This is a genomic window from Blautia acetica, assembly GCF_038739805.1.
Lineage (GTDB): Bacteria > Bacillota > Clostridia > Lachnospirales > Lachnospiraceae > Blautia.
In genome coordinates this window covers 174,573-199,563 of record NZ_JBBEWO010000003.1, presented here as the reverse complement: position 1 = coordinate 199,563, position 24,991 = coordinate 174,573, and the positions used below count along the sequence as shown (strand labels likewise).

Below are 24,991 nucleotides of genomic sequence, written 5' to 3'. Positions count from 1 at the left end.
CGTGAATCGTATGGCAAATTTAGAAAATACACAATATTTTAATGTAAAAACAGCTCCGGAAGTGCGCGTGAAGGAAGTCCTGGATTTGGTTTACAATGCGATGGCGGAAAAGGGATACAATCCGGTGAACCAGATTGTGGGCTATATCATGTCAGGAGACCCGACTTACATTACCAGCTACAAGGGTGCCAGAAGTACAATTATGAAAGTAGAACGGGACGAGCTGGTAGAAGAACTTCTGAAGGAATACATTAAAAACGAATCCTGGAAGCGCGGTTAAGCTATGAGGATTATGGGACTGGATTATGGCTCAAAGACCATAGGGGTGGCAGTCAGTGACCCCTTGGGACTGACAGCCCAGGGCGTGGAAATCATCAGAAGAGAAGAGGAAAACAAGCTGCGGAAATCTCTGCGCAGAGTGGAAGAACTGGTGAAAGAATACGAAGTGGAAGAAATTGTTCTGGGATTTCCAAAGAATATGAACAATACTATCGGAGAACGGGCGGAAAAATCACTGCAGCTAAAAGAAACGTTGGAACGAAGATTGGGACTGCCCGTTGTTATGTGGGATGAAAGGCTTACGACAGTGGAAGCCAACCGTACGCTGATGGAAACCGGTGTGCGAAGAGAAAACAGAGGTAAATATGTAGATATGATAGCGGCTGTATTTATTCTGCAGGGCTATTTAGATGCAAAAGCAAACCCGGATACCGTTTGATTGCAAGCCTGAACCATAAGCGGCAGGTTCGGGCAGAAACGAACGTGTTTCCGGGTTCTGTGTATGCCTAAAAAATAAAAAGAGAAAGGACGAAAAAAATGGAAACAGTAATTTTTGACGGAGAAGATGGAACAGAACTGGAATTTGGGATTCTGGAGCAGACAAGAGTAGGGGGCGTGAATTACCTGCTGGTTATTGACCCTGAAGAAAACGACGAAGAAAACGGAAGTGCGGCGTACATTTTAAAAGACATTTCTGAGGATGGCGACGAAGAAGGCTGCTATGTATTCGTAGAAGACGATACGGAATATGAAGCAGTTTATAAGGTCTTTGCTGCTATGTTAGATGACATTGATTTTGAATAGGAACGGACAATAATTGGAGGAATAACATTGAAAAAAAATAATAACGGAAAATTGAGAATCATTCCATTGGGCGGACTGGAACAGATTGGAATGAACATCACAGCCTTTGAATACGAAGACAGTATTGTCGTAGTGGATTGCGGTCTTTCTTTCCCGGAGGACGATATGCTGGGGATTGATTTGGTAATCCCGGATGTAACTTATTTAAAGGACAATATTGACAAAGTCAAAGGTTTTGTCATTACCCATGGACACGAGGATCATATCGGGGCTCTGCCATATGTGCTGAGGGAAGTAAATGTACCGATTTATGCGACTAAACTCACCATAGGACTGATTGACAATAAATTAAAAGAACACAATCTTTTAAGAAGCACAAAGAGAAAAGTAATTAAACACGGACAGTCTATTAACCTGGGCTGCTTCCGTATTGAATTTATAAAGACCAACCACAGTATTCAGGACGCGTCAGCCCTGGCTATTTACTCACCGGCGGGAATCGTGATTCACACAGGAGACTTTAAAGTGGACTATACACCTGTGTTTGGTGATGCCATTGATTTACAGCGTTTTGCAGAGATAGGGAAAAAAGGTGTGCTGGCGCTGATGTGTGACAGTACCAATGCAGAGAGAAAAGGCTTTACCATGTCGGAAAGAACCGTGGGAAAGACCTTCGACAATATTTTTGCAGAACATAGAAATACCCGTATTATCATTGCGACGTTTGCTTCTAATGTGGACAGAGTACAGCAGATTATCAATTCTGCCTATAAATACGGCAGAAAGGTGGCTGTGGAAGGCCGAAGCATGGTAAATGTCATCGGTACAGCAGCAGAACTGGGCTATCTGCAGATACCGGATAAGACGCTGGTGGACATTGACCAGATTAAAAATTATCCGGACGACAAGGTGGTGCTGATTACCACAGGAAGTCAGGGGGAATCCATGGCAGCCCTGTCCCGTATGGCGGCAAACATTCATAAAAAAGTAACCATTAAGCCCAACGACACCATTATTTTCAGCTCTAATCCCATTCCGGGAAATGAGAAGGCTGTGTCAAAGGTGATTAACGAGTTAAGCCGCAAAGGTGCAGACGTGATTTTCCAGGATGCCCATGTATCCGGACATGCATGCCAGGAAGAAATCAAACTGATTTATTCCCTGGTGAAACCCAAATATTCCATACCGGTTCATGGTGAATACCGCCATTTGAAGGCGCAGGCCGGGCTTGCCAGAGACCTGGGTATTCCGAAAGAAAATATTTTTATTCTTTCTTCCGGGGATGTGCTGGAACTCAATGAAGAAGAACCGGCAAAGGTGAAAGAAAAGGTTCGCACAGGCGCTATTTTAGTAGACGGACTGGGTGTAGGCGATGTGGGAAATATCGTTTTAAGAGACCGCCAGCACCTGGCAGAAGACGGCATTATGATTGTGGTACTGACACTGGAAAAACACAGCAGCAGACTGCTGGCAGGACCGGATATTGTTTCCAGAGGCTTCGTCTATGTAAGAGAGTCGGAAGACTTAATGGATGAGGCAAGGATTGTAGTGGAGGATGCCATTGACATCTGCCTGGATAAACACATTACAGATTGGGGAAAAATCAAGAACATTATTAAGGATTCTCTGGGAGATTTCTTGTGGAAGCGCACAAAGAGAAATCCGATGATTCTGCCAATCATCATGGAGGCTTAGACATGAGTTTTGTTGAAACCTGTACAGAAATGCTGGTTTCCGCAATCCGAAATGGCAGCACATACAAGGAGTATTGTGCTGCACTGGATGCGGTTTTCAAGATTCCGGGATTAAAGGAGCAGGTAGATGAAATTCGCCGCCTGAATTACCGGGTGCAGAATGCAAGCGAAGAAACAAAGCTGTACGAGGAGATGGATGACCTGGACGAAAAAATGGATGCATTGTCCGGGATACCGGAAGTAAACCGTTTTCTGGATGCAGAACTGGCCTTGTGCAGACAGCTGCAGGATATCGGAACCGCTATTCATCAGGGCATTCATCTGGACGTGCCTGATTTGTCATAGAGTAAGGAGAACAGTATGGGAAAACAAATCAGAAAACAGAAAAAATCATCCATTATAGCAGGCGGTTTTTTCCGTTTGGGTGTCTATCTGTGTGTGGCTATTGCGGTTATTTATATAGGCAAGTCTGCTTATGATTTCGGATACGAGATTTTTAATCAGGAAGCAGTGGCAACCAAAGAGAACGGGCGGGATATTACCGTGGTTCTGAAAAAAGATGATTCGGTATACCAGATTGGAAAAATCCTGAAAAAAAAGGGATTGATTAAAGACGCAAAGATTTTTGTGGTACAGGAAAAACTTTCCAGTTATAAGGGCAAGCTGCAGGCAGGCACATATATCCTCAACACCAGTATGACCCCGGATGAGATGATGGCCATTCTGGCCAGAGAAAACACAGAGGGACAGCCGGACCAGACAGACGCAAGCGGGGCGGCGAAGGAAGGCAGCTCTGATATCGAAAGCGAATCGGAAAATGCCTCTGATGAGGGAGGAGCAGAGCAGTGATTGTAGATGAGAGAATGGTTACCTACATGAATTCCCTGGATAAGGGGAATACTCCTTTCTTAAATCATCTGGAACAGGAGGCACTGAAAAATCGTGTGCCCATTATCCGAAGAGAAATGCAGAGTTTTTTGAAGGTGCTTCTGCAGATAAAAGCACCGAAACGTATTTTAGAGGTGGGGACCGCAGTGGGGTTTTCCACCCTTCTTATGAGCACATATAATCCGGCGGACTGCGAAATTGTCACCATAGAGAATTATGAAAAGCGGATTCCCATTGCAAAAGAGAATTTCCGAAAAGCCGGTAAGGAGGAACAGATTACACTTCTTGAGGGGGATGCTCAGGAGATTTTGAAGACGCTTACCGGAAGTTTTGATTTTATCTTTATGGATGCAGCCAAGGGACAGTATATCAACTTTTTGCCGGAGGTGCTGCGCCTGTTAGAAGATGGAGGAATTCTTCTTTCCGACAATGTACTGCAGGATGGAGATATTGTAGAATCCCATTTTGCGGTAGAGCGGCGCAACCGGACAATTTACAAGAGAATGAGAGAATATCTCTATGTTTTGAAACATCATGAGTTGCTGGAAACATCGATTCTTCCCCTGGGAGATGGGGTAACTCTGAGCATTAAGAAACAGCAGGAGGAATAAAATGGTTCGTAAACCAGAATTATTAATTCCGGCCAGCAGCCTGGAAGTGCTGAAAATTGCAGTTATGTTTGGCGCAGATGCGGTATATATCGGCGGAGAAGCTTTCGGACTGCGGGCAAAGGCAAAGAATTTTTCCATGGAGGACATGAAAGAAGGAATTGCGTTTGCTCATGAGCATGGAGTAAAAGTATATGTAACAGCCAATATTCTGGCTCACAACGATGATTTAAAGGGTGTGCGGGAATATTTTGAAGAGTTAAAGACAATCAGGCCGGATGCTTTGATTATTTCAGACCCCGGAGTGTTTATGATTGCAAAAGAAGTCTGCCCGGAAATTGAGCGTCATGTAAGTACCCAGGCCAATAATACCAACTACGGAACGTATCAGTTCTGGTGGAATCTGGGAGCCACTAGGGTGGTTACTGCCAGAGAACTGTCTCTGGCGGAGATTCGGGAAATCCGCGCGCACATACCGGAAGAAATGGAAATCGAAAGCTTCATTCACGGGGCTATGTGCATTTCCTATTCCGGCAGATGTCTGCTTTCCAATTTCTTTACCGGACGGGACGCAAACCGGGGAGCCTGTACACATCCCTGCCGTTGGAAGTACTCTCTTGTAGAAGAGACACGGCCGGGAGAATATATGCCCGTTTATGAAAATGAGCGGGGAACCTATATTTTTAATTCCAAAGATTTGTGTATGATTGAGCATATGGATGATGTGCTGGAAGCAGGGATTGACAGCCTGAAAATCGAGGGAAGAATGAAAACGGCCCTCTATGTGGCAACAGTAGCCAGAACCTACAGAAAGGCCATTGATGATTATCTGAAAGACCCGGCACTTTACCGGGAACATATGCCCTGGTATCAGGAACAGATTAAAAGCTGTACTTACCGGCAGTTTACCACTGGATTTTTCTATGGAAAGCCAGATGAAACCACGCAGATTTACGACAACAATACGTACGAAAAAGGCTATACGTATCTTGGTTATATTGAAGGGCGCAGAGAGGACGGCCGTTACCGTATCACCCAGAGGAATAAGTTCCTGCTGGGCGAAACGATAGAAGTGATGAAACCTGACGGAAGAAATGTGAAAGCCCTTGTCAAAGGAATTTTTGACGAGGACGGACAGCCAATGGAAAGTGCACCTCATCCACAGCAGGTTTTGTATGTGGATTTAGAGGCTGAAGTATCTGTCTATGATATTTTAAGAAGACGGGAAGAAACTGCGTAATTTCAGAAGTGCGTTTTTTTCAATACGGGACACATAGGAGCGGCTGATATTCAGCCGCTTTGCTATTTCCCGCTGAGTCAGTTCTTTCTCCCCGTACAGACCATACCGCAGTTTCAGAATTTCCTGCTCCCGCTGGCTTAGAATTTCAGGAAGCAGACGATAGAGAAGGGTGGTGTCCTGTTTCAGCGCATAATTTTTTACCACATCTACGGGTTCCGTTTCAATCACGTCTAACAGACTGATTTCATTGCCCTCTTTATCTGTACCAATGGGTTCATAGAGGGAGACTTCCCGGTTAGACTTTTTTCTGGAGCGCAGAAGCATTAACAATTCGTTGTCAATACATCTGGCTGCATAGGTGGAAAGTTTGCTTGCTTTGGCACTGTCAAAGGTCTGGACAGCTTTAATCAGACCAATGGTACCGATAGAAATCAAGTCGTCCAGTTCTTCTGAAGCTCCCTGATATTTCTTTACAATATGCGCAACCAGACGCAGATTTCGTTCAATTAGGATGTTTTTGGCTTCCAGGCTGCCCTGTTTGTATTCCTGAAGATAATGGCGTTCTTCTTCCGGTGTCAGGGGCTTTAGAAAAGTTTTCACACAGGCATACCTCAGAGGAATTTAATTATAGTTTATGTAAAGAGAAAGAAATTAGTGCTTTTCCATTGTAAAATACCGGAAAATGTGTTAAAATGAACTTCATCAAAATCTAAATTTCAAGGCGGTTCCGCCGATAATTTCCAAAAATAAAAAAGAAAAAAGAAACGGCTGTGAAGATAGGGAATTGTTTCATAGTGCAAAGTGTTTCTGTCTGCAGACAGCCGTTGCAGTTTGGGAGGTATTGCTTATGTTCAGCAGTATAATTTCAGCAGTTATTTCAGGGGTATCCTGTATTCCAGTGAAGGTAGAAGCAGATGTCAGCAATGGACTGCCGCTGTTTTCCATGGTAGGGTATTTGTCTTCCAGGGTGAAGGAGGCACAGGAACGTGTCAGGACAGCACTGAAAAATACGGGGTTTTCTTTTCCGGCCAGGCGGATTACCGTAAATCTGTCTCCGGCGGATATCCGAAAGGAGGGGACAGGATTTGATTTGCCCATTGCAGCGGCTCTTTTATGCGCTTTTGGCAGCCTGGAAGCGGAACAGGTAAGGGACGTCTGCATGGTGGGGGAATTGAGTCTGAATGGAGAGGTAAAAGGGGTACAGGGGATTTTGCCCATTGTGGATACTGCAGCAAAGGCAGGGTGCCGTCTTTGCATTATTCCCCGGGAAAATTTAAAGGAGACAGAGTTTCTTGACAACATTCCCATTCTGGGAGTAGGGAGTCTCCGGGAACTGTTGGAGTGTGCCGGACGCCCGGATTGGGGCGCTGTGAAAAATCCGCCTAAGAAATGGGAGTATCAGGAAGAAAAACCGGAAGAGGATCTTTCTGATATTTTCGGTCAGGAGGCAGCCAAGCGGGCGGCAGTGATTGCGGCAGCCGGGTTTCATAATCTGCTGCTGATAGGCAGCAGAGGTGCAGGGAAAACTATGATAGCCAGCCGGATTCCCGGAATTTTTCCGGGGCTTTCCAGGGAAGAAGGCATGGAAGTTTCCGGAATATACAGTGCGGCCGGACTTTTATCCAGTACAAAACCTGTTTTGAAAAAACGTCCTTTCCGCGCGCCGCATCACACCATTTCCCCCACAGCGCTGGCAGGAGGAGGGAGAATTCCGCGGCCGGGAGAAATTACTCTGGCACATAAGGGCGTCCTTTTTTTAGATGAACTGCCGGAATTTTCCCGGATGGCTCTGGAGGTTCTGCGACAGCCTTTGGAAGCGCATAAAATTTGTATTTCCCGTTTGAATGGAACGTATGAATTTCCGTCTCATTTTTTATTGGTTGCTGCCATGAACCCTTGCCCGTGTGGTTACTACCCGGACCGAAACCGGTGTTCCTGTACGGAGGGAGAAGTTGCCAGATACCTGGGGCGAATCAGCAGCCCCCTTTTGGATAGGTTTGATTTGTGTACGGAGGTAAAGGACGTTCCCTCCCAGCAGCTCTGGAGGAGAGAAAGAGGAAAAACTTCGCTGGAAATCCGCAGAGAGGTGCAGCGGGTTCATGAGATTCAGAAAGCACGTTACGGGGAGGAGAAAATCTGTTTCAATGGTTCTCTTGGCGGAAGGGAAACTGAGAAGTACTGCCAGATGGACAGGGAGGGAGAAAGGCTGCTGAAAAAAGCCTATGAAAAAATGAATTTAAGCGTAAGAGGGTATCATAAGATTTTAAAGACAGCCAGAACCATAGCGGATTTGGACAAAGAGGAGCTTATCAGGGAGCCTCATATCAGTGAGGCTGTGTTTTACCGGACCTTAGATGACAAATACCGGAAATAGGAGAAAGGGATTTTTATATGGAACGAAAAGAAAAGATTTGTTGTTATACTGCATTGGAAAAGGAATTTCCGGCAAAACTCCGGGATTATGATAAGATGCCGGGCGTTTTGTACGTGAAAGGACAGTTGCCGGATGTCGGGAAAAAAAGTGTGGCCATTGTAGGAGCCAGAACCTGCAGCCGCTACGGGGCTTATCAGGCCTATGAGTTTGCCAAAGCCCTGGCCGGATACGGAGTACAGATAATCAGCGGCCTGGCCAGAGGGATTGACGGCTGTGCCCACAGAGGCGCTTTGGACGCAGGCGGCGCAACCTTTGCCGTTTTGGGCTGTGGGGTGGATATCTGTTATCCCAGGCAGAATCAAGACTTGTATCAGCGGATAGTGAGTGGCGGCGGAGGCATTTTGTCCGAGTTTCCCCAAGGAACACCACCCTATGCCGGAAATTTTCCAAGGAGAAACAGGATAATCAGCGCTCTGGCGGATTTGATACTGGTGGTGGAGGCCAGAAAGAAAAGCGGTTCTCTGATTACAGCGAACTGCGGACTGGAACAGGGAAAAGCCGTTTTTGCCCTGCCGGGCCGGGTGGGGGATGCACTCAGCGAGGGCTGCAACCGGCTTCTGGCAGACGGGGCCGGAGTGGCGGATTCTGTGGAAGCAGTTTTAAGTGAATTGCAGATTTATGGCCAGAAACAGGGAGAGAAGAATGGGGATTTCAGGGAGAAAAAAAAGATTGGGCTTGCAAGCAGAGAAGAAATGGTGTATAGTTGTCTCGATTTACAACCTAAAAATATAGAAGAAATCTTTCAGGAAATTCCTCTGAAAACAAGTGAAATTACAGAGAGTTTACTGAAATTGGAATTAGATGGGCTTATTGAGGAGCCGGTAAAAAATTATTATGCCAGAGCAGGAGGATGACATGGCGAAATATCTAGTGATTGTAGAATCACCGGCAAAAGTAAAGACAATTAAAAAATTTCTGGGCTCTAATTATGAGGTAATGGCATCGAACGGTCATGTGCGGGATTTGCCGAAAAGCCAGCTTGGAATTGACGTAGAGCATGACTTTGAACCAAAATACATTACAATCCGGGGAAAAGGAGATATTCTGGCAGCGCTGAGAAAAGCGGCAAAAAAAGCGGATAAAGTTTATCTGGCAACGGACCCCGACCGGGAAGGAGAAGCAATTTCCTGGCACTTGTCCAACGCACTGAAGCTGGATGAGAAAAAAATGCGCAGAATTACCTTTAATGAGATTACCAAAACAGCGGTAAAAGCATCCATTAAACAGGCCAGAGACATTAAAATGGATTTGGTAGACGCTCAGCAGACCAGACGTATCCTGGACCGCATGGTGGGATATGAAATCAGTCCGGTATTGTGGGCAAAAGTAAAGAGAGGTCTCAGCGCAGGCCGCGTACAGTCTGTGGCGCTGCGGATTATCGGAGACAGGGAAGAAGAAATCAACAATTTCATTCCGGAAGAATACTGGTCTCTTGATGCAGAATTTTCTGTGGATGGAGAGAAAAAGCCGCTCGTTGCAAAATTCTATGGAAACAAAAATAAGAAGCTGGGCATTCATTCCAGAGAAGAACTGGACAAGATTTTAAAAGAACTGGATGGCGTGGATTACAAGGTAGCAGAGGTCAAAAAGGGCGAGAGAAGCAAAAAAGCTCCCCTTCCGTTTACCACCAGTACCCTGCAGCAGGAGGCGTCCAAGGTTCTGAACTTCTCCACACAGAAAACCATGCGCCTGGCACAGCAGCTATACGAAGGCGTGGACATTAAGGGCAGCGGCACCATTGGTATTATCACCTACCTGCGTACAGATTCCACCCGTATTTCCGAGGAAGCAGACGCAACAGCAAGAGAGTACATTATCTCTGAGTACGGAGAAGCTTATGCGGCTACTGCAGAAAAGAAAAATGACAGCAAAAAGAAAATTCAGGACGCTCATGAAGCCATTCGTCCAACAGATATCCGAAGACTTCCGCTGTCTGTAAAAGAATCGCTGTCCAGAGACCAGTACAGACTGTATCAGCTTATCTGGAAACGGTTTGCAGCCAGCAGAATGCAACAGGCTGCTTATGAGACAACTTCTGTGAAAATCCAGGGAGGGGAATATTATTTTACAGTGGCTGCGTCAAAGCTGAAATTTGACGGTTTTATGGCTGTCTATACCCAGGACGAGGATGGCAAAGCAGAAACCCAGCTGTTAGTGAAAAGTATAGATGAAAATACAAAAATCGGTCTAAAGGGATTTAAGGAACAGCAACATTTTACCCAGCCGCCGGCTCATTACACAGAGGCCGCCCTTGTAAAAACGCTGGAAGAACTGGGTATCGGAAGGCCGAGTACCTATGCGCCAACCATTACCACTATCATAGCCAGACGGTATGTAGCAAAGGAAAATAAGAATCTGTACATGACAGAATTGGGAGAAGTAGTCAATAAGATTATGAAAGAGGCTTTCCCAAGTATTGTAGACGTAAACTTTACAGCCACTATGGAGGAACTTCTGGACTGTGTGGGAGAAGGCAAGGTAGAGTGGAAAACCGTAATCCGAAACTTCTATCCGGACTTAGATGAAGCCGTAAAGACAGCGCAGAAAGAACTGGAGCAGGTGAAGATTGAGGACGAGGTTACAGATGTTGTTTGTGAACAGTGCGGACGGAATATGGTTATTAAATACGGCCCCCATGGAAAATTCCTGGCATGTCCCGGTTTCCCGGACTGTAAGAATACCAAACCGTATCTGGAGAAAATAGGGGTAGCCTGTCCGCTCTGCGGCAAAGAGGTCGTGGTGAAGCGAAGCAAAAAAGGACGTCTGTATTACGGATGTGAAAACAATCCGGAATGTGAGTTCATGTCCTGGCAGAAGCCGTCAAAAGAGAAGTGTCCGTCCTGTGGAGGCTATATGCTGGAAAAAGGCAGTAAACTGGTATGTGCGGACGAGCACTGCGGTTATGTAATGATGAAACCAAAAGAAACCGCAGAAGCGCCAAATAAATAAAAAGAATGAGACAGCCTGGCGTCTGAATCCACGTCAGGCTGTTTTTCTGCCATTGGTTAAGCTTCATTGTTTCAGTAATAGGAATTATTAGAAAAACTATAGAAAAGACTGAAAATAGCAAAACTACACATTGCTTTAAAGAATATTGTATGTTAAAATGGTTAGAAGAAGAGGATTCGTAACGGTAATTTATGATTTTGCCACCGGAACAGACACTATGAGGTAAAAAGGAGAGGAGGTTCGCCATGAGCGTACAATTATTAGACAAGACTAGAAAAATCAATAAACTTCTTCACAACAACCACGCATCAAAGGTACTTTTCAATGATATCTGTGAGGTTATGGTAGAGACATTAGATTCCAACATTCTGGTCATGAGCAGGAAGGGAAAAGTCCTGGGTGTGGGAACCTGCCCCGGCATAGAGCGTATTACGGAATTGATAGACAGTGAGGTAGGGGGCTATATTGATAAACTTTTAAATGAAAGACTGCTGGGAGTGCTGTCTACAAAAGAAAATGTAAATCTGCAGACACTGGGATTTGAAGGCCAGCAGATTGGACAGTATATGGCCATTATCAGTCCCATTGATATTGCGGGAGAGCGTCTGGGAACACTGTTCATGTACCGCAGCCAGAAACCATATGATATTGAAGACATTATTGTCAGTGAATATGGAACAACGGTTGTGGGGCTGGAGATGATGCGTTCTGTGCATGAGGAAAATGCAGAGGAGAACCGGAAAATTCAGGTGGTAAAATCAGCTTTTAATACCTTGTCTTTTTCAGAACTGGAAGCGATTATTCATATTTTTGACGAACTGGATGGCGATGAGGGAATCCTGGTAGCCAGCAAAATTGCAGACAGAGTGGGGATTACCCGTTCCGTTATTGTGAATGCACTGCGGAAATTTGAAAGCGCCGGAGTCATTGAATCACGTTCCTCCGGTATGAAGGGGACTTATATCAAGGTATTAAATGAAGTGATTTTCGACGAACTGGAAGAAATCAAGAAACGGAAGCTGGTAAAAAAAGCAGTAACAGAACCGTAAACAGGGCTGACGCTTAAAAGAGCCGAGAAAAATTCTGTGGGATTTGCAGAAGGCTGTTTTAGGCGGCAGCTTTTTGTTTATAAACTAAATATAAAATCTGCACAAAAAAGAAAAAGTGAAATATAGTGAGAAAATAAATGAAAATAAGAGATATAAAGAGTAAAGTGGGAGAAATAGGTTCATGTATCCGCTTGCGAAAATGTCTTAAATTAACTAATATATGACTATCGGTTAGCACTCGATAGAAATGAGTGCTAATAACAAAAGACAGGAATGATTAAGGAGGAAATAGATATGAAGTTAGTACCATTAGGAGACAGAGTTGTATTAAAACAGTTAGTTGCAGAAGAGACAACCAAATCAGGTATTGTACTGCCGGGTCAGGCTCAGGAAAAACCACAGCAGGCAGAAGTTGTTGCAGTTGGTCCTGGCGGAGTTGTAGACGGAAAAGAAGTGAAAATGGAAGTTGCAGCAGGCGACCAGGTTATCTATTCCAAATATGCCGGAACAGAGGTAAAACTGGACGGAGAAGAATATATCATTGTAAAGCAGAACGATATTCTGGCTGTAGTAAAATAAACTTTGCAAACAGATAAGAAAAGACAACAGTAAATTTAAAGATTAATTTAGGAGGAATGTCATCATGGCAAAGGAAATTAAATATGGAGCAGAGGCAAGAGCAGCCCTGGAAGCTGGCGTAAATAAATTAGCAGATACTGTAAGAGTAACTTTAGGACCAAAAGGAAGAAACGTAGTTCTGGATAAATCTTTCGGCGCACCATTAATCACAAACGACGGTGTTACGATTGCAAAAGAAATCGAACTGGAAGACGGCTTTGAAAACATGGGCGCACAGCTTATCAAAGAAGTTGCTGCAAAGACCAATGATGTAGCTGGTGACGGTACTACAACTGCTACTGTTCTGGCTCAGGCTATGGTTCACGAAGGAATGAAAAACCTGGCTGCAGGCGCAAACCCGATTATCTTGAGAAAAGGTATGAAAAAAGCTACAGAAGCAGCAGTGGAAGCTATCCAGAATATGAGCTCTAACATTGAAGGCAGAGACCAGATTGCAAGAGTTGCAGCCATTTCTGCAGGTGATGACGAAGTTGGCGAAATGGTAGCAGAAGCTATGGAAAAAGTCAGCAAAGACGGTGTTATCACAATCGAAGAATCCAAAACAATGAAAACAGAACTGGATTTAGTAGAAGGTATGCAGTTTGACCGCGGTTATATTTCTGCATACATGGCTACAGACATGGACAAAATGGAAACCGTTTTGGATGATCCATACATTTTGATTACAGATAAGAAAATCTCAAACATTCAGGATTTGCTTCCGGTTCTGGAACAGATTGTAAAGACTGGCGCAAAGCTTCTGATTATTGCAGAAGACATTGAAGGTGAAGCGTTAACTACTTTAATCGTAAACAAATTAAGAGGAACCTTCTCTGTATGTGCAGTGAAAGCTCCGGGATACGGGGACAGAAGAAAAGAAATGCTCAAAGATATTGCAGTTTTGACAAACGGTACTGTGATTTCTGATGAACTGGGACTGGAATTAAAAGACGTAACCATGGAACAGTTAGGCCGTGCAAAATCTGTGAAAGTACAGAAAGACACTACGGTTATCGTAGACGGTCTTGGCGATAAAGAAGAAATCGCTGCAAGAGTTGCTCAGATTAAACACCAGATTGCTGAGACAACATCTGAATTTGATAAAGAAAAACTGCAGGAGAGACTTGCAAAACTGGCTGGCGGTGTTGCTGTTATCCGCGTAGGCGCTGCAACAGAGACAGAGATGAAAGAAGCAAAACTTCGTATGGAGGATGCTTTAAACGCAACAAGAGCAGCAGTAGAAGAAGGTATTATTGCAGGCGGCGGTTCTGCTTATATCCATGCTTCCAAAGAAGTGGCTAAAGTTGTAGATACTCTGGAAGGTGATGAAAAGACAGGCGCTAAAGTTGTTCTGAAAGCTCTGGAAGCTCCGCTGTTCCACATTGCAGCAAATGCAGGTCTGGAAGGCGCTGTGATTATCAATAAAGTCAGAGAATCCGAAGTTGGTACAGGATTTGATGCTTTACATGAAGAATATGTAGACATGGTGAAAAAAGGTATTTTGGACCCTGCAAAAGTTACAAGAAGTGCACTGCAGAACGCAACAAGCGTTGCAGGTACATTACTGACAACAGAATCTGTTGTTTCCACAATTAAGGAAGAAACTCCGGCTATGCCGGCAGGCGCTCCAGGAATGGGAATGATGTAAATAAAAAAGGAAAAGCCGGTGTTCAAAAGTTGGAACACCGGCTTTTCCTTTCTTGCAACCCCGGTTTATTTGTGCTACACTACTTATCAGAATACATAGGAAATATAGGAGGAACTTGAGATGACAGACTTGTATTCAGAGCTGCTTATTAAAAAAGAGCAGACTGGAAAAGACAAGGCCATTAAGATCCTGATGATTGCAGCCATTGCCATTACGGCTGCAGCGGGGCTGCTTATTCCCATTGCATGGATTTTAACACTGGCGCTTGGAATCGCGGCATACTTCATTCTTCCAAAGCTGGATTTGGAATATGAGTATGTATTTGTAAATGGAGAATTGGATATTGATAAGATTATGTCCAAGGCTAAAAGAAAACGTGCCCAAAGCTTTGATTTGGGCAAAATGGATATTATGGCACCGGTGAATTCCCACAGACTGGAATACCAGAATCATAATACCAGAGCAAAGGTGCTGGATTTTTCTTCGGGAAATCCCAATCACAAAGTATTTGCAATGTTTATTCCAGATGAAAAAGAACTGTATAAAGTCCTGCTTGAGCCGGATGCCCAGCTTCTTGAAAACATTCAGAAAAGCTGTCCGCGCAAAGTTTTTTTAGATTGACAGGCTTGTCGTAATTTGTTATATTACTATACTATAAATGAAACGAAGGGAGAACAGAAATGGGTAAGATTATTGGTGAAGGCATTACTTTTGACGACGTGCTGTTAGTTCCTGCATATTCAGAGGTAATACCGAATCAGGTTGAATTGGCAACATGGCTGACAAAAAAAGTAAAATTGAATATTCCGATGATGAGTGCAGGTATGGATACTGTTACAGAACACCGGATGGCAATTGCCATGGCAAGACAGGGCGGTATTGGTATTATCCACAAAAATATGACAATTGAGGAACAGGCAGAAGAGGTAGATAAGGTAAAACGTTCTGAAAACGGTGTTATCACAGACCCATTCTATTTATCACCGGAACATACACTGGCAGACGCCAATGACCTTATGGCAAAATTCCGCATTTCAGGTGTTCCTATTACAGAAGGAAAAAAACTGGTTGGTATTATTACAAACCGTGATTTAAAGTTTGAAGAAGATTTCTCCAGAAAAATCAAAGAATGTATGACTTCTGAAAATCTGGTAACTGCAAAAGAAGGTGTAACCCTGGAAGAAGCCAAGAAAATCCTTGCAAAATCCAGAAAAGAAAAACTTCCTATTGTAGACGACAACTTCAATTTAAAAGGACTTATTACTATTAAAGACATTGAAAAACAGATTAAATATCCGCTTTCCGCAAAAGATGAGCAGGGAAGACTGCTGTGCGGCGCTGCGGTTGGTATTACTGCAAATGTTATGGCCAGAGTCGATGCGCTGGTAAATGCCAGAGTGGATGTAATTGTAGTAGATTCTGCACATGGACATTCTGCAAATATTTTAAAGGCTGTACGCGAAATCAAAGAAAAATATCCGGATTTACAGTTAATCGCAGGTAATGTGGCTACAGGTGCAGCAACAAAAGCCTTGATTGAGGCTGGTGTAGATGCTGTTAAGGTAGGAATCGGTCCTGGTTCTATCTGTACTACCCGTGTAGTTGCAGGTATTGGTGTGCCGCAGATTACCGCGGTTATGGACTGCTACGCAGTAGCAAAAGAATATGGAATTCCAATTATTGCAGACGGTGGAATCAAATATTCCGGAGATATGACAAAAGCCATTGCAGCAGGCGCTAATGTATGTATGATGGGAAGTATCTTTGCAGGCTGTGATGAAAGCCCTGGAGATTTTGAACTGTATCAGGGAAGAAAATACAAAGTTTACAGAGGCATGGGTTCTATTTCCGCTATGGAAAACGGAAGCAAAGACCGTTACTTCCAGCAGGACGCAAAGAAACTGGTGCCGGAAGGCGTAGAAGGCCGTGTGGCATACAAAGGCCATGTGGAAGATACGGTATTCCAGCTTATCGGAGGTCTTCGTTCCGGTATGGGATATTGCGGTGCAAAGGACATTGAAACTCTGAAAGAAAGCGGACAGTTTGTCAAGATTTCTGCAGCTTCCTTAAAAGAGTCACATCCTCATGATATCCATATTACAAAAGAAGCTCCTAACTATAGTATAGACGAATAAGAAATACCGCATGAATTTGCAGCAGGAAGCAGGTTCATGCGGTATTTTTTGGCAGCATAAACAAAATATCTGTGTTCTATTGACATAAAATTTGTATTTGCGTATCATAGGATTTATAACAACAGGCAGGAAAAACGGAAAAGCAGAACACAGAAAGGACAAAAGAGAAAATGTTTGGCAGAAAGAAACAGGAAGAGCCGGCTGATTTTGAGAGCAGAAGAGCATTGCGCCGTCAAAGACGAAAGCGGGAAAGACGCCGCCATATATTGCTGTTTATTGCAGCTATTTGCACCGTTCTTCTGCTGTTTTTATTGGTCAGTCAGATAAAAGAAAAAATAGAAGAGAGAAGGCTTTTAAAGGCAAGAAATGAATCTTTTGTGGGAGCGCCGCCTTTTGAGGTGGATTTGCTGGACGTCAATGAATATTCCAGACCGGGAACTCCTCTGGAAAAAGTCAAAGGAATTGTGGTGCATTACACTGCAAATCCAGGGACAACGGCGAAAAACAACCGGGATTACTTTCAGGGGTTAAAAGACAGTCATGAGACAAAGGCAAGCAGCCATTTTGTGGTGGGAATTGAGGGGGAAATTGTGCAGTGTATCCCCAGCTCTGAGATTGCATATGCTTCCAATTCCAGAAATGAAGATACCTTGTCCATTGAATGCTGTCATGTAGATGAGTCCGGCGCTTTTACTGATGCCACCTACATTTCCCTGGTACGGCTTACCGGATGGCTCTGCTACCGCTTTAACCTTACTTCTGAAGATGTGATTCGCCATTATGATGTGACCGGGAAAAACTGTCCCAAGTATTATGTGGAACATCCGGATAAGTGGCAGGAGTTCAAAAAAGATGTGGATAAGCAGATTCAGGAAGTGGAAAAGGAAGCAAAGGCTGAGGGAAAATAGAAAGTTAAAGAAATTTATAAAAAGCAGGCAGAAACGGGAGAGTCCCGCACATCTGCCTGTTTTTTGTCTGCAGCATTCCGGAAATAAGGAATGTTTACTCCAGATTCAGTTTTTTGGAAAGAATGTATCGGCTGCCAAGGAAAAATAAAACTGCAAATACCAGATCCCAGGCAAGGGAAAATCCCATTAGAGCCAGTTCATTGCCTCCAAGGGAGGTTTGCGTTATCACAGAACCGTCTGTTCCGGAAGAAACCATGGTAGTGAAAGGATTCAGTCCAGGAATCAGAAAACAGAGCAGAGTCCGGATGACAGAGAGACCAATATTAATACCAAAGAAGGAAACAATGGCTCCCAGAACTTTGTGCGTTTTAAACAGGCTGCCCAGGCAGAGTGCAAAAAACAGCAAAGTGGTGTAATAGGCAAAAAACTGAACCAAAGCATCCAGTATGGTAAGAATCATCAAAGTCTGTTCTTCGATTCCGGTAAAGCCGCTGAGTACATCCAGCAGAGATTTCAGGTCATTCACCATCCAGGACAAGGTATCTTTGTAGGTAACCAGTATCAGAATGGAAAGAGTGACGCACAGAATATCCAGCACGGACCAGGTACAGAAAACCAGGATTTTAGAAAAAAGCAGTTTTCCCGGAGATACGGGCAGTGTGTGTGTCAGGTATCCTTCATCTGAAAACAGGCTCTTCTGCATACGGGCAGCCAGATACACGAAGGTAGCAATCATGATGGCAAAGATAAACAGAACAAAGCCAAGAACGTAAAGCATACCTACAATGCCAAAAACCTGAGCAGAATCTTCGGTTATAACATGGCTGGCACTTTGGGACATGGCAATGGAAATACCGATTCGTCCGATTAATGTATAGAAAAGAAGTATCCCGTGAAGAATAAACAAAAGCAGGGAAACGGATTTCCAGTCATATTTAAACAATTTTTTTAACATTTGAACACCTCCCGGAATAAAGTATCCACGGATTTTCCCTGTTGGAAGCGAATATTTTCCACACTGTCTGTAAGCCGGATTCGTCCGTTTTGGATAAAGACCACGTCATCCAGTATGTTTTCTACATCGGAAATCAAGTGAGTGGAAATGAGAATCGTGGCATTTTCATCATAATTATTAAGAATGGTAGAGAGAATGTAATCTCTTGTGGCAGGGTCTACACCGGCAATGGGCTCGTCCAGACAGTAAAGACTGGCCCGGCGGCTCATAACCAGAATCAGCTGTACCTTTTCTTTGGTTCCCTTGGACATGGAGCGAAGCTGGTCGGAAGGATTGATATTCAGCTTCTGCAGCATATCATAGGCCCGGCTTTTATCAAAATCCTCATAAAAATCCCGAAAATAATCAATGATATCACAGACCTTCATCCAGGAATTCAGATAGGTACGTTCGGGAAGGTAAGAGACGATCTTTTTGGTTTCCACTCCGGGAGTTCGTCCATCTACAAAAATGCGTCCTTCGCTGGGAGTCAGAAGTCCATTGAGCAGTTTGATGAGTGTAGTTTTGCCGCTGCCGTTAGGACCCAGAAGACCAATGATTTTTCCGCGCTCCAGGGAAAGATTCAGGCTGTCTAAAGCGGTTTTTGTGCCATAGCGCTTCGTTAAATTTTGACATTCCAAAATGGGTTTCATGTGTAATCCTCCTTTTTTGTTTCTTTTTCTTCTTCATCTGCCTGCTGAATCAGCTGCAGGGTGGTTTCTTTGTCAAAACCAATGTTTCTCATTTTTTCCAGAAATTCTCTGACCTGCTCAGAGGCCAGTTCTGTCTTGATTTTTTCTATCATAGTTAATTCCTCCGTGACAAAACGTCCGCTGGTTCTCTGACTGAAAAGCAGTCCGGTTCGTTCAAGCTCGGACAGAGCCTTCTGCATGGTATTTGGATTAACGCCGGCATCCTGAGCCAGATCTCTTACAGAAGGAAGCTTTGAGCCGGGGGGATAGATACCGGAAATAATGTCCAGGGTTATGCGTTCCATAAGCTGAGCATAGATGGGACGTTCAGAATTCAGGTTCCATGACATAAAGAATACACCTCCTAACCAATGTATTGTTGTACTAATTGCTTAATACAATAATACATACGAGAAGAGCAAATGTCAATAGAAATTTTAGAAAATAAGCATTGCAATTCAAATTATATATGTTACAATATTGTTACAAATAAGCTGAGGGTGAGAATATGAATTTATATGAAGCAATTTTTTTAAGAAAATCTGTACGCAGCTATGAAATGGAGCCTGTGAACAGCGAAATTCTGCAGGAACTCAGGGAGTTTTATGAGCAGATTGAAGGATTGAATCCCGGTATCCGCACAGATATTTCTATTATAGACAATACGAAGGGGCAAAATAAGAGGATTCACTTTCTGGGCGTGAAAGCACCTTATTATATTTCTTTTTATTCAGAAGAAAAGGATTTGGCTCAGATGAATGCAGGTTATATTATGGAACAGCTTGCGCTCTTTTTATGTACCAAAGGGCTTGGAACCTGTTTTTTGGGCAGTGTAAAGCCGAAGATGGGAAACCCGCACAAAGGCAGCTTAAAATTCATGATTACCATGGCTTTTGGGAAGAGCAAAGGAAGCTATACAAGAAAAGCCGTAGACGCAAAGCGGATGGATTTAAAAGAGTTATGTGTTTATAAAGAAGTGCCGAGGCAGTGGATGAAGCAGCTTTTAGAGGCAGCCCGCCTGGCTCCGTCCAGCATGAACAGCCAGCCCTGGCGTTTTGTTGTGTATGATAACCGGATTCATGTGTTTGCCAAAAAGCATACTGTGAGTCACATGGGGAAATATGAAGAAATGAATTTTGGCATTATGTTTTCGCATCTTATGGTAGTGGCAGAAGAATTGTGGTTGGATGTGGACCTGATTCGGCTGGAAGATATTACTCATAAGAATTTTCCGAACAATCAATATGTGCTCAGCGCTATTTTGCGTACCTGAAGCGGGATGCTGCGGTTAAGCAATATCCCGTTTGGCTCTTGTTTTTGTAAGGTTCAGAAAATGAGTTAAAAAAATTTTAAAATTATAGTTGACAAACAAAAAGTTTTATAGTATATTATGTCTTGTGCTTGAGATAACACCTCAAAACACAATATGCGCGAGTGGCTCAGTTGGTGGAGCGCGACCTTGCCAAGGTCGAGGCCGCGGGTTCGAGTCCCGTCTCGCGCTTTTTTGTATAAAAGTTCCTGGGATACAGGGGCTTTTTTGTTTTGCCTAAAGATGTAAAATGTGGTATAATAAGCCTCATAGAAAAATACCTGTGCACAAACAGGCAGAATCCGAAAGGATGAAGGAGGTATGGGCTTATGAAAATGATATTTGCCATTGTACGAAAAGAAGACGAAGGATTTGTGATAGAGCGGTTGAATAAAGAGAAAATCAGCATAACAAAGCTGTCCAGTACCGGTGGATTTCTGAGAAAAGGCAATGCCACACTGATGATTGGTACGGAAGATGAAAAAGTGGATACTGTCCTGGAAATTATTAAGGAAGAGTGTTCCAGAAGAAAAGAAGTCATGATTACGCCGTCTTATTCAGCCGGAAGCAAGGGACCTGTTCTGGGATATGCTGCACCTCCGGTTACCATTGACGTGGGCGGTGCCACAGTATTTATTGTGAATGTAGAACAGTTCTTAAAACTGTAGAGAGAAGTTATAAGATATAGGAAAATCTTCTTGAGAAATCGCCGATAAAATGGTAAAATTATCAGATGATAACAACCTGAAATGCGCTGTGCGCATACAAATTTTATCACGAAAGCGGAGGATTTTACCATGAAAAAACTGAAAGTTGTAAAAGGTGCAAAATGTATGGCATGTCTGGAGTGTGTGAGAGCATGTTCTCAGAGTTTTTATAAGGAGTTTGACCCGGACAAGTCCTGTATCCAGATTATTGACAAAAAGGGCGATGCAAAGCCTATGGTATGTGTACAGTGCGGCAAATGTGCGAAAGCCTGTCCGGAAGGCGCAATTACACAGAATGCCAAGGGCGTATACATGATCAACAAGAAGAACTGTACAGGATGTGGCAAATGTGTAGAAGCCTGTCCATTTGGCGTTATGGTAAAAGCAGAAGAATCACCGGTGAGCAGCAAGTGTATTGCATGTGGTATCTGTGCAAAAGCCTGTCCGGCAGATGTTCTGGAGATCGTAGAAGATTAATTAAGACACGGAAGGGGCTGGCGCTTTTGAGGCATACGTTGTATGCATAGGAAGCGCCGGTTCTTTTTAGGTTTTGAAAGAGTTCGTGAGAAAAATTAAGGGAATGGAGGCGATTTGATGATACAAAATACAGCAGAACTCATTTCCAAACAGGATGGGCTTACCCTGTCTGTGCTTTGGACAGAGCCGGAGAAAAAGGTAAGAGGTGTAGTACAGATTTCTCATGGTATGAGTGAACATAAAGAAAGATATCTTCCTTTCATGAAATTTCTGGCAGGACATGGATATGCGGCTGTGATTCACGACCACAGAGGGCATGGAGGCAGCGTAAGGGAAAAAGAAGACCTGGGATATTTTTATAATACAAAAGAAAAAGGAATTATAGAAGATTTACATCAGGTTACCAGGTGGGCAAAAGATAGGTTTGCAGGTCTGCCCTTTTATATGCTGGGACACAGTATGGGAACATTAGTGGCCAGGAATTACCTGAAACAGTATGATGAAGAACTGGATAAACTGGTTCTTACAGGGCCTCCCAGCAAAAATCCGGCAGTGGATGCAGGGCTTTGGCTGGCAAAAGTCCAGAAAAAGCTAAGAGGCGGCAGTTACAGGAGCAAAGAAATTCAGCTGCTGGCCTTCGGACCGTTTGCGTCCAGATTCAGGAAAGAAGGAAGTCCTTCTGCATGGATATGTTCAGATGAAAAAGTGGTAGAAGCCTATGACCAATCTCCGCTTTGCGGCTTTGTGTTTACCGCAGATGGATTTGAGAGTCTGTTTCATCTGATGAAAAGCGCCTATAGCAAAAAAGGATGGAATGTCAGAAACCAAAAGCTTCCCATATTGTTTCTGGGAGGCGAGGAAGACCCCTGTATTGGAAACGGCAGAAAATTTGTGCAGGAACTGCAGTTTTTGAAAGCAGTGGGGTATCAGAAGGTGACGGGAAAAAGATATCCGGGCATGCGCCATGAGATTCTCAATGAACAGGGGAAAGAAGAAGTTTTTAGAAATATTTTGCAATATCTGGAAAAATAGAGGGAGCACAGAAAGATGACGGAAGAACAGGAACGGTTAAGACGCCGTAGAAAAAAGGCAATGCTGAGACGGCAGATACTGAAAAAGAGAATAGCTTTGACAGTAATTGCCCTGGCAGGGGTAGGCGTTGGCATTTACAGTGCCTGTGTGATAAGGGCGGAAAAAGCAGAGCAGAAAGAAATCCAGCAGAAGAAAGAGGAACAGGCTGCCAAAGAAAAGGCAGAGGAAGAAAGAAAACAAGAACGTAAGGATGCGCATCAGGAAGCGGAAGAAGAGCAGGTGCAGGTTATGGAAAACCTAAAGGAAGATGTGGAAAACCTGTTGAGTGATTTTTCCGGCGAGTGGAGCGTTTATATTCAGGAAATGAATTATGACAACGAAATCGTCGTGAATAATACTCCCATGTATCCGGCAAGTCTGATAAAGCTCTTTGCAATGGCGGCGTCTTATGAAAATATGGGAGAAATACTGGAGCATGAGAAAGCGTATGCGGACAGTGAAGAGGCAGCGGTAGAAGAGGTGGGAAGACTGTTAGAAGAAATGATTACAGTGTCAGATAATGAAGCATACAATGAACTGGTGAAACTACAGTCGGCGGATCGGGATTTTACAGAAGCCTGCAGTAAAATCAATGCATATCTTGAAGAAAACGGTTTTGAGGATACAGAGGTACATACAACGCTTCATCCTGCTTATTCCAGCTTTGATTCGGACAATGGAGGCGATAACGTTACAACGGTAAAGGACTGCGGAAAGCTGCTGGAACAGATTTATAAGGGAAGCTGCATAAGTCAGGAAAAATCCGCAAGTATGCTGCATTTGCTTTTGAAACAGGAAAATACGGTAAAAATACCGGGAGGACTGCCAAAGGGAACGAAGGTAGCCAATAAAACGGGAGAAACCTCGGATGTACAGCATGATGTGGCGATTGTATACGGAGAAGAAACAGATTTTATCCTGTGTATTATGACCCGGGAATTTGACAGTGAGGAAGGCGTTTACAGCGACATGCATGAACTTTCTCAAATGGTATATGAAACTCTGAACCCATAGAAAACCGAAAAATGCGGTTGAAAAATAAATTATATGGTGCTATCATGTAGTTTCATGGATAGTTTTTGTAAAATGGTCTATGATAACATTAAAACTTTAGGAGGAAAATCATGAAGAAGAAAATCTTAGGTGTGTTACTTTCTCTTGCCATGGTTGGAACATTAATGGCAGGCTGCGGACAGCAGCAGGGGGTGGAAGACCAAAATGCTTCCAAGACAGACAGCGCACAGACAGAAGAAAGTGCGGATGCAGGAGAGGACAAAGAAGATGGAAAAAGCAACTTTGCACCGGTAGCAAAGGAAGATTTAAAAGTAGGCGTTATTCACATTGGCGATCCTGCAGACGGCTCCGGATACAGCTACGCTCATGACCAGGGAATCGTAGAGATGCAGAAGGAACTGGGGCTGGAAGACAGCCAGATTATCAGAAAAAACAACATTCCTGATGCAGACCCGACTATGACTGAACAGGCTATGAGAGAGTGTATCGAAGAAGGATGCCAGATTATCTTTGCAACCAGCTTTAACTACATGGATACCTGCGAAGCTCTGGCAGAAGAATATCCGGATGTTATTTTCTCACATGGTACAGGCTATAAATCAAACGACACAAACTTCAATAACTATTTCGGAAGAATTTATCAGGCCAGATATTTATCCGGTATTGTAGCAGGTATGAAAACAGAAACAAACAAAATCGGTTATGTAGCAGCTATGGGTTCTGAAAACTCAGAAGTAACCGGAGGTGCAGATGCGTTTGCTATTGGTGTTGCAGAAGTAAATCCGGATGCACAGGTTTATGTAAAAGTAACAAACAGCTGGCTTTCTCCAACAGAAGAAACCAATGCGGCAAAAGCTCTGATTGCAGAGGGCTGTGACGTTATCGGACAGCACTGCGATACTCCAAATCCACAGACTGAGGCAGAATCTGCAGGCGTATGGGGCGTTGGATATAACTCTGATATGATGAATGATGCGCCGAAAGCAACTCTGACTTCCGTTGTCTGGAACTGGGGAGTGTACTATACACAGGCTGTACAAAAAGTTATTGACGGAACCTGGACATCTGAAAACTACTTTGGCGGCATGGATGACGGTCTGGTAGACATCACTCCGTTAAATGAAGATATCGTTGCACCTGGCACCCAGGAAAAAGTAGAGGAAGCCAGAAAGAAAATTGTAGAAGACGGCTTTAACGTATTTGACGGTGTTCTGGAAACGAATGACGGTAAAACCGTAGGAGAAGAAGGAAAAACTTTAGATGATGCGACTATTACAGGCGGTATCAACTGGTATTACAAGAATATTGTAGTAAAATAAAAATGATAGAAGAAGGTGCTGAGACGAAAGTTGAAGCACCTTCTTTTTGCTCTGTGAAAAAGCAGAAAAGCCCTTGTGCACTACTTCTTTCTCTGATACAATGAATCAGTATGCGATGTGAGAATTCAACAAAAGAAATGAGAGGTGACACGAG

27 protein-coding genes and 1 tRNA gene are annotated in these 24,991 nt (G+C 43.7%); 24 read left to right on the top strand and 4 right to left on the bottom strand.

Translation table 11 applies throughout. The features are described from left to right. The first annotated feature begins 10 nt into the window (after window positions 1–10). The 8 genes from WBS51_RS03475 to WBS51_RS03440 all read left to right on the top strand — a co-directional run bounded on the left by WBS51_RS03475 (window position 11) and on the right by WBS51_RS03440 (window position 5,513). The gene (locus tag WBS51_RS03475) at window positions 11–280 is read left to right on the top strand and encodes an IreB family regulatory phosphoprotein (RefSeq protein WP_173748686.1); all 270 of its coding nucleotides are present in this window, start codon (window positions 11–13) and stop codon (window positions 278–280) included. Between the two features lie 3 nt (window positions 281–283). Then, window positions 284–718, top strand: a complete 435-nt coding sequence (ruvX, locus tag WBS51_RS03470; protein ID WP_173748685.1) for a Holliday junction resolvase RuvX — start codon at window positions 284–286, stop codon at window positions 716–718. 98 nt (window positions 719–816) lie between these two features. Then, on the top strand, window positions 817–1,083 hold the full coding sequence (locus tag WBS51_RS03465; RefSeq protein ID WP_173748684.1) for a DUF1292 domain-containing protein: 267 nt from the start codon (window positions 817–819) through the stop codon (window positions 1,081–1,083). Between the two features lie 27 nt (window positions 1,084–1,110). Then, window positions 1,111–2,778, top strand: a complete 1,668-nt coding sequence (locus tag WBS51_RS03460) for a ribonuclease J (RefSeq protein WP_173748683.1) — start codon at window positions 1,111–1,113, stop codon at window positions 2,776–2,778. A 2-nt stretch (window positions 2,779–2,780) separates the two neighbouring features. After that, a complete protein-coding gene (locus WBS51_RS03455) occupies window positions 2,781–3,122 on the top strand; it encodes a YlbF/YmcA family competence regulator (RefSeq protein ID WP_173748682.1) in 342 nt (113 codons plus the stop codon). 15 nt (window positions 3,123–3,137) lie between these two features. Beyond that, window positions 3,138–3,626, top strand: coding sequence for an endolytic transglycosylase MltG (locus WBS51_RS03450; protein ID WP_173748681.1), 489 nt, complete (start codon window positions 3,138–3,140; stop codon window positions 3,624–3,626). Further along, on the top strand, window positions 3,623–4,276 hold the full coding sequence (locus WBS51_RS03445; protein WP_173748680.1) for an O-methyltransferase: 654 nt from the start codon (window positions 3,623–3,625) through the stop codon (window positions 4,274–4,276). Before WBS51_RS03450 ends, WBS51_RS03445 begins: the two co-directional genes overlap by 4 nt. 1 nt (window position 4,277) lies before the next feature. Further along, entirely contained in the window at window positions 4,278–5,513 is a 1,236-nt protein-coding gene (locus WBS51_RS03440) for a peptidase U32 family protein (protein ID WP_173748679.1), read from the top strand. On the opposite strand, the gene sigK is transcribed toward WBS51_RS03440, so the two are convergent. Next, complete coding sequence (gene sigK, locus WBS51_RS03435; RefSeq protein WP_173748678.1) at window positions 5,487–6,113, bottom strand: RNA polymerase sporulation sigma factor SigK; 627 nt, start codon at window positions 6,111–6,113, stop codon at window positions 5,487–5,489. The two genes, WBS51_RS03440 and sigK, sit on opposite strands and share 27 nt — an antisense overlap. Before the next feature lie 247 nt (window positions 6,114–6,360). Between sigK and WBS51_RS03430 the strand changes: the two genes are divergently transcribed. The 9 genes from WBS51_RS03430 (at window position 6,361) to WBS51_RS03390 (ending at window position 17,254) form a co-directional block, all read left to right on the top strand. Further along, a complete protein-coding gene (locus tag WBS51_RS03430; protein WP_173748677.1) occupies window positions 6,361–7,887 on the top strand; it encodes a YifB family Mg chelatase-like AAA ATPase in 1,527 nt (508 codons plus the stop codon). A 17-nt stretch (window positions 7,888–7,904) separates the two neighbouring features. Continuing rightward, window positions 7,905–8,801 carry a DNA-processing protein DprA gene (dprA, locus tag WBS51_RS03425; protein WP_173748676.1) on the top strand — a complete coding sequence of 299 codons (897 nt, stop codon included), beginning with the start codon at window positions 7,905–7,907 and terminating at the stop codon, window positions 8,799–8,801. Window position 8,802: 1 nt separating this feature from the next. Further along, window positions 8,803–10,896, top strand: a complete 2,094-nt coding sequence (gene topA, locus WBS51_RS03420; RefSeq protein WP_173748675.1) for a type I DNA topoisomerase — start codon at window positions 8,803–8,805, stop codon at window positions 10,894–10,896. A gap of 245 nt (window positions 10,897–11,141) precedes the next feature. After that, window positions 11,142–11,945, top strand: a complete 804-nt coding sequence (gene codY, locus WBS51_RS03415; protein ID WP_173748674.1) for a GTP-sensing pleiotropic transcriptional regulator CodY — start codon at window positions 11,142–11,144, stop codon at window positions 11,943–11,945. Between the two features lie 294 nt (window positions 11,946–12,239). After that, window positions 12,240–12,524, top strand: coding sequence for a co-chaperone GroES (gene groES, locus WBS51_RS03410; RefSeq protein WP_111920259.1), 285 nt, complete (start codon window positions 12,240–12,242; stop codon window positions 12,522–12,524). A gap of 64 nt (window positions 12,525–12,588) precedes the next feature. Continuing rightward, window positions 12,589–14,211 (top strand): chaperonin GroEL, encoded by a 1,623-nt coding sequence (gene groL / locus WBS51_RS03405; protein ID WP_294459247.1) that lies wholly within the window; start codon window positions 12,589–12,591, stop codon window positions 14,209–14,211. A gap of 120 nt (window positions 14,212–14,331) precedes the next feature. Beyond that, the gene (locus WBS51_RS03400; protein ID WP_173748672.1) at window positions 14,332–14,832 is read left to right on the top strand and encodes a DUF6106 family protein; all 501 of its coding nucleotides are present in this window, start codon (window positions 14,332–14,334) and stop codon (window positions 14,830–14,832) included. Between the two features lie 59 nt (window positions 14,833–14,891). Further along, window positions 14,892–16,346 (top strand): IMP dehydrogenase, encoded by a 1,455-nt coding sequence (guaB, locus tag WBS51_RS03395; protein WP_173748671.1) that lies wholly within the window; start codon window positions 14,892–14,894, stop codon window positions 16,344–16,346. A gap of 170 nt (window positions 16,347–16,516) precedes the next feature. Beyond that, window positions 16,517–17,254 carry a peptidoglycan recognition protein family protein gene (locus tag WBS51_RS03390; protein ID WP_173748670.1) on the top strand — a complete coding sequence of 246 codons (738 nt, stop codon included), beginning with the start codon at window positions 16,517–16,519 and terminating at the stop codon, window positions 17,252–17,254. Window positions 17,255–17,348: 94 nt separating this feature from the next. On the opposite strand, the gene WBS51_RS03385 is transcribed toward WBS51_RS03390, so the two are convergent. Genes WBS51_RS03385 through WBS51_RS03375 form a run of 3 tightly spaced genes read right to left on the bottom strand, consistent with a single transcriptional unit; the run spans window position 17,349 to window position 19,290 of the window. Next, on the bottom strand, window positions 17,349–18,209 hold the full coding sequence (locus WBS51_RS03385; protein WP_173748669.1) for a hypothetical protein: 861 nt from the start codon (window positions 18,207–18,209) through the stop codon (window positions 17,349–17,351). Further along, window positions 18,203–18,901 carry an ABC transporter ATP-binding protein gene (locus WBS51_RS03380; protein WP_173748667.1) on the bottom strand — a complete coding sequence of 233 codons (699 nt, stop codon included), beginning with the start codon at window positions 18,899–18,901 and terminating at the stop codon, window positions 18,203–18,205. The genes WBS51_RS03385 and WBS51_RS03380 overlap by 7 nt, the downstream gene beginning before the upstream one ends. Next, window positions 18,898–19,290: a GntR family transcriptional regulator gene (locus WBS51_RS03375; RefSeq protein ID WP_173748665.1), complete on the bottom strand. Its 393-nt coding sequence runs from the start codon at window positions 19,288–19,290 to the stop codon at window positions 18,898–18,900. The genes WBS51_RS03380 and WBS51_RS03375 overlap by 4 nt, the downstream gene beginning before the upstream one ends. 158 nt (window positions 19,291–19,448) lie before the next feature. Between WBS51_RS03375 and WBS51_RS03370 the strand changes: the two genes are divergently transcribed. From WBS51_RS03370 to WBS51_RS03340, 7 genes are all read left to right on the top strand, one after another. Beyond that, entirely contained in the window at window positions 19,449–20,213 is a 765-nt protein-coding gene (locus WBS51_RS03370; RefSeq protein ID WP_291683248.1) for a nitroreductase family protein, read from the top strand. Between the two features lie 155 nt (window positions 20,214–20,368). Next, a tRNA-Gly gene (locus WBS51_RS03365) sits at window positions 20,369–20,441 on the top strand. Window positions 20,442–20,578: 137 nt separating this feature from the next. Then, window positions 20,579–20,917, top strand: coding sequence for a cyclic-di-AMP receptor (locus WBS51_RS03360; protein ID WP_173748661.1), 339 nt, complete (start codon window positions 20,579–20,581; stop codon window positions 20,915–20,917). A 129-nt stretch (window positions 20,918–21,046) separates the two neighbouring features. Beyond that, entirely contained in the window at window positions 21,047–21,433 is a 387-nt protein-coding gene (locus tag WBS51_RS03355) for a 4Fe-4S binding protein (RefSeq protein ID WP_173748659.1), read from the top strand. A 117-nt stretch (window positions 21,434–21,550) separates the two neighbouring features. Beyond that, window positions 21,551–22,465 (top strand): alpha/beta fold hydrolase, encoded by a 915-nt coding sequence (locus WBS51_RS03350; protein WP_291683750.1) that lies wholly within the window; start codon window positions 21,551–21,553, stop codon window positions 22,463–22,465. 15 nt (window positions 22,466–22,480) lie between these two features. After that, window positions 22,481–23,518 (top strand): serine hydrolase, encoded by a 1,038-nt coding sequence (locus WBS51_RS03345; protein ID WP_173748655.1) that lies wholly within the window; start codon window positions 22,481–22,483, stop codon window positions 23,516–23,518. Window positions 23,519–23,628: 110 nt separating this feature from the next. Further along, the gene (locus WBS51_RS03340; RefSeq protein WP_173748653.1) at window positions 23,629–24,837 is read left to right on the top strand and encodes a BMP family ABC transporter substrate-binding protein; all 1,209 of its coding nucleotides are present in this window, start codon (window positions 23,629–23,631) and stop codon (window positions 24,835–24,837) included. Window positions 24,838–24,991 lie beyond the last annotated feature (154 nt).

Coding starts and splice junctions, on each gene's coding strand:
- ruvX (WP_173748685.1), top strand. CDS start 284: ATGAGGATTATGGGACTGGATTATGGCTCAAAGACCATAGGGGTGGCA.
- WBS51_RS03440 (WP_173748679.1), top strand. CDS start 4,278: ATGGTTCGTAAACCAGAATTATTAATTCCGGCCAGCAGCCTGGAAGTG.
- WBS51_RS03465 (WP_173748684.1), top strand. CDS start 817: ATGGAAACAGTAATTTTTGACGGAGAAGATGGAACAGAACTGGAATTT.
- WBS51_RS03340 (WP_173748653.1), top strand. CDS start 23,629: ATGAAGAAGAAAATCTTAGGTGTGTTACTTTCTCTTGCCATGGTTGGA.
- dprA (WP_173748676.1), top strand. CDS start 7,905: ATGGAACGAAAAGAAAAGATTTGTTGTTATACTGCATTGGAAAAGGAA.
- groES (WP_111920259.1), top strand. CDS start 12,240: ATGAAGTTAGTACCATTAGGAGACAGAGTTGTATTAAAACAGTTAGTT.
- WBS51_RS03390 (WP_173748670.1), top strand. CDS start 16,517: ATGTTTGGCAGAAAGAAACAGGAAGAGCCGGCTGATTTTGAGAGCAGA.
- WBS51_RS03350 (WP_291683750.1), top strand. CDS start 21,551: ATGATACAAAATACAGCAGAACTCATTTCCAAACAGGATGGGCTTACC.
- groL (WP_294459247.1), top strand. CDS start 12,589: ATGGCAAAGGAAATTAAATATGGAGCAGAGGCAAGAGCAGCCCTGGAA.
- WBS51_RS03370 (WP_291683248.1), top strand. CDS start 19,449: ATGAATTTATATGAAGCAATTTTTTTAAGAAAATCTGTACGCAGCTAT.
- WBS51_RS03400 (WP_173748672.1), top strand. CDS start 14,332: ATGACAGACTTGTATTCAGAGCTGCTTATTAAAAAAGAGCAGACTGGA.
- WBS51_RS03345 (WP_173748655.1), top strand. CDS start 22,481: ATGACGGAAGAACAGGAACGGTTAAGACGCCGTAGAAAAAAGGCAATG.
- WBS51_RS03380 (WP_173748667.1), bottom strand. CDS start 18,901: ATGAAACCCATTTTGGAATGTCAAAATTTAACGAAGCGCTATGGCACA.
- codY (WP_173748674.1), top strand. CDS start 11,142: ATGAGCGTACAATTATTAGACAAGACTAGAAAAATCAATAAACTTCTT.
- WBS51_RS03385 (WP_173748669.1), bottom strand. CDS start 18,209: ATGTTAAAAAAATTGTTTAAATATGACTGGAAATCCGTTTCCCTGCTT.
- WBS51_RS03430 (WP_173748677.1), top strand. CDS start 6,361: ATGTTCAGCAGTATAATTTCAGCAGTTATTTCAGGGGTATCCTGTATT.
- WBS51_RS03450 (WP_173748681.1), top strand. CDS start 3,138: ATGGGAAAACAAATCAGAAAACAGAAAAAATCATCCATTATAGCAGGC.
- guaB (WP_173748671.1), top strand. CDS start 14,892: ATGGGTAAGATTATTGGTGAAGGCATTACTTTTGACGACGTGCTGTTA.
- WBS51_RS03355 (WP_173748659.1), top strand. CDS start 21,047: ATGAAAAAACTGAAAGTTGTAAAAGGTGCAAAATGTATGGCATGTCTG.
- WBS51_RS03455 (WP_173748682.1), top strand. CDS start 2,781: ATGAGTTTTGTTGAAACCTGTACAGAAATGCTGGTTTCCGCAATCCGA.
- topA (WP_173748675.1), top strand. CDS start 8,803: ATGGCGAAATATCTAGTGATTGTAGAATCACCGGCAAAAGTAAAGACA.
- WBS51_RS03360 (WP_173748661.1), top strand. CDS start 20,579: ATGAAAATGATATTTGCCATTGTACGAAAAGAAGACGAAGGATTTGTG.
- WBS51_RS03375 (WP_173748665.1), bottom strand. CDS start 19,290: ATGTCATGGAACCTGAATTCTGAACGTCCCATCTATGCTCAGCTTATG.
- WBS51_RS03475 (WP_173748686.1), top strand. CDS start 11: ATGGCAAATTTAGAAAATACACAATATTTTAATGTAAAAACAGCTCCG.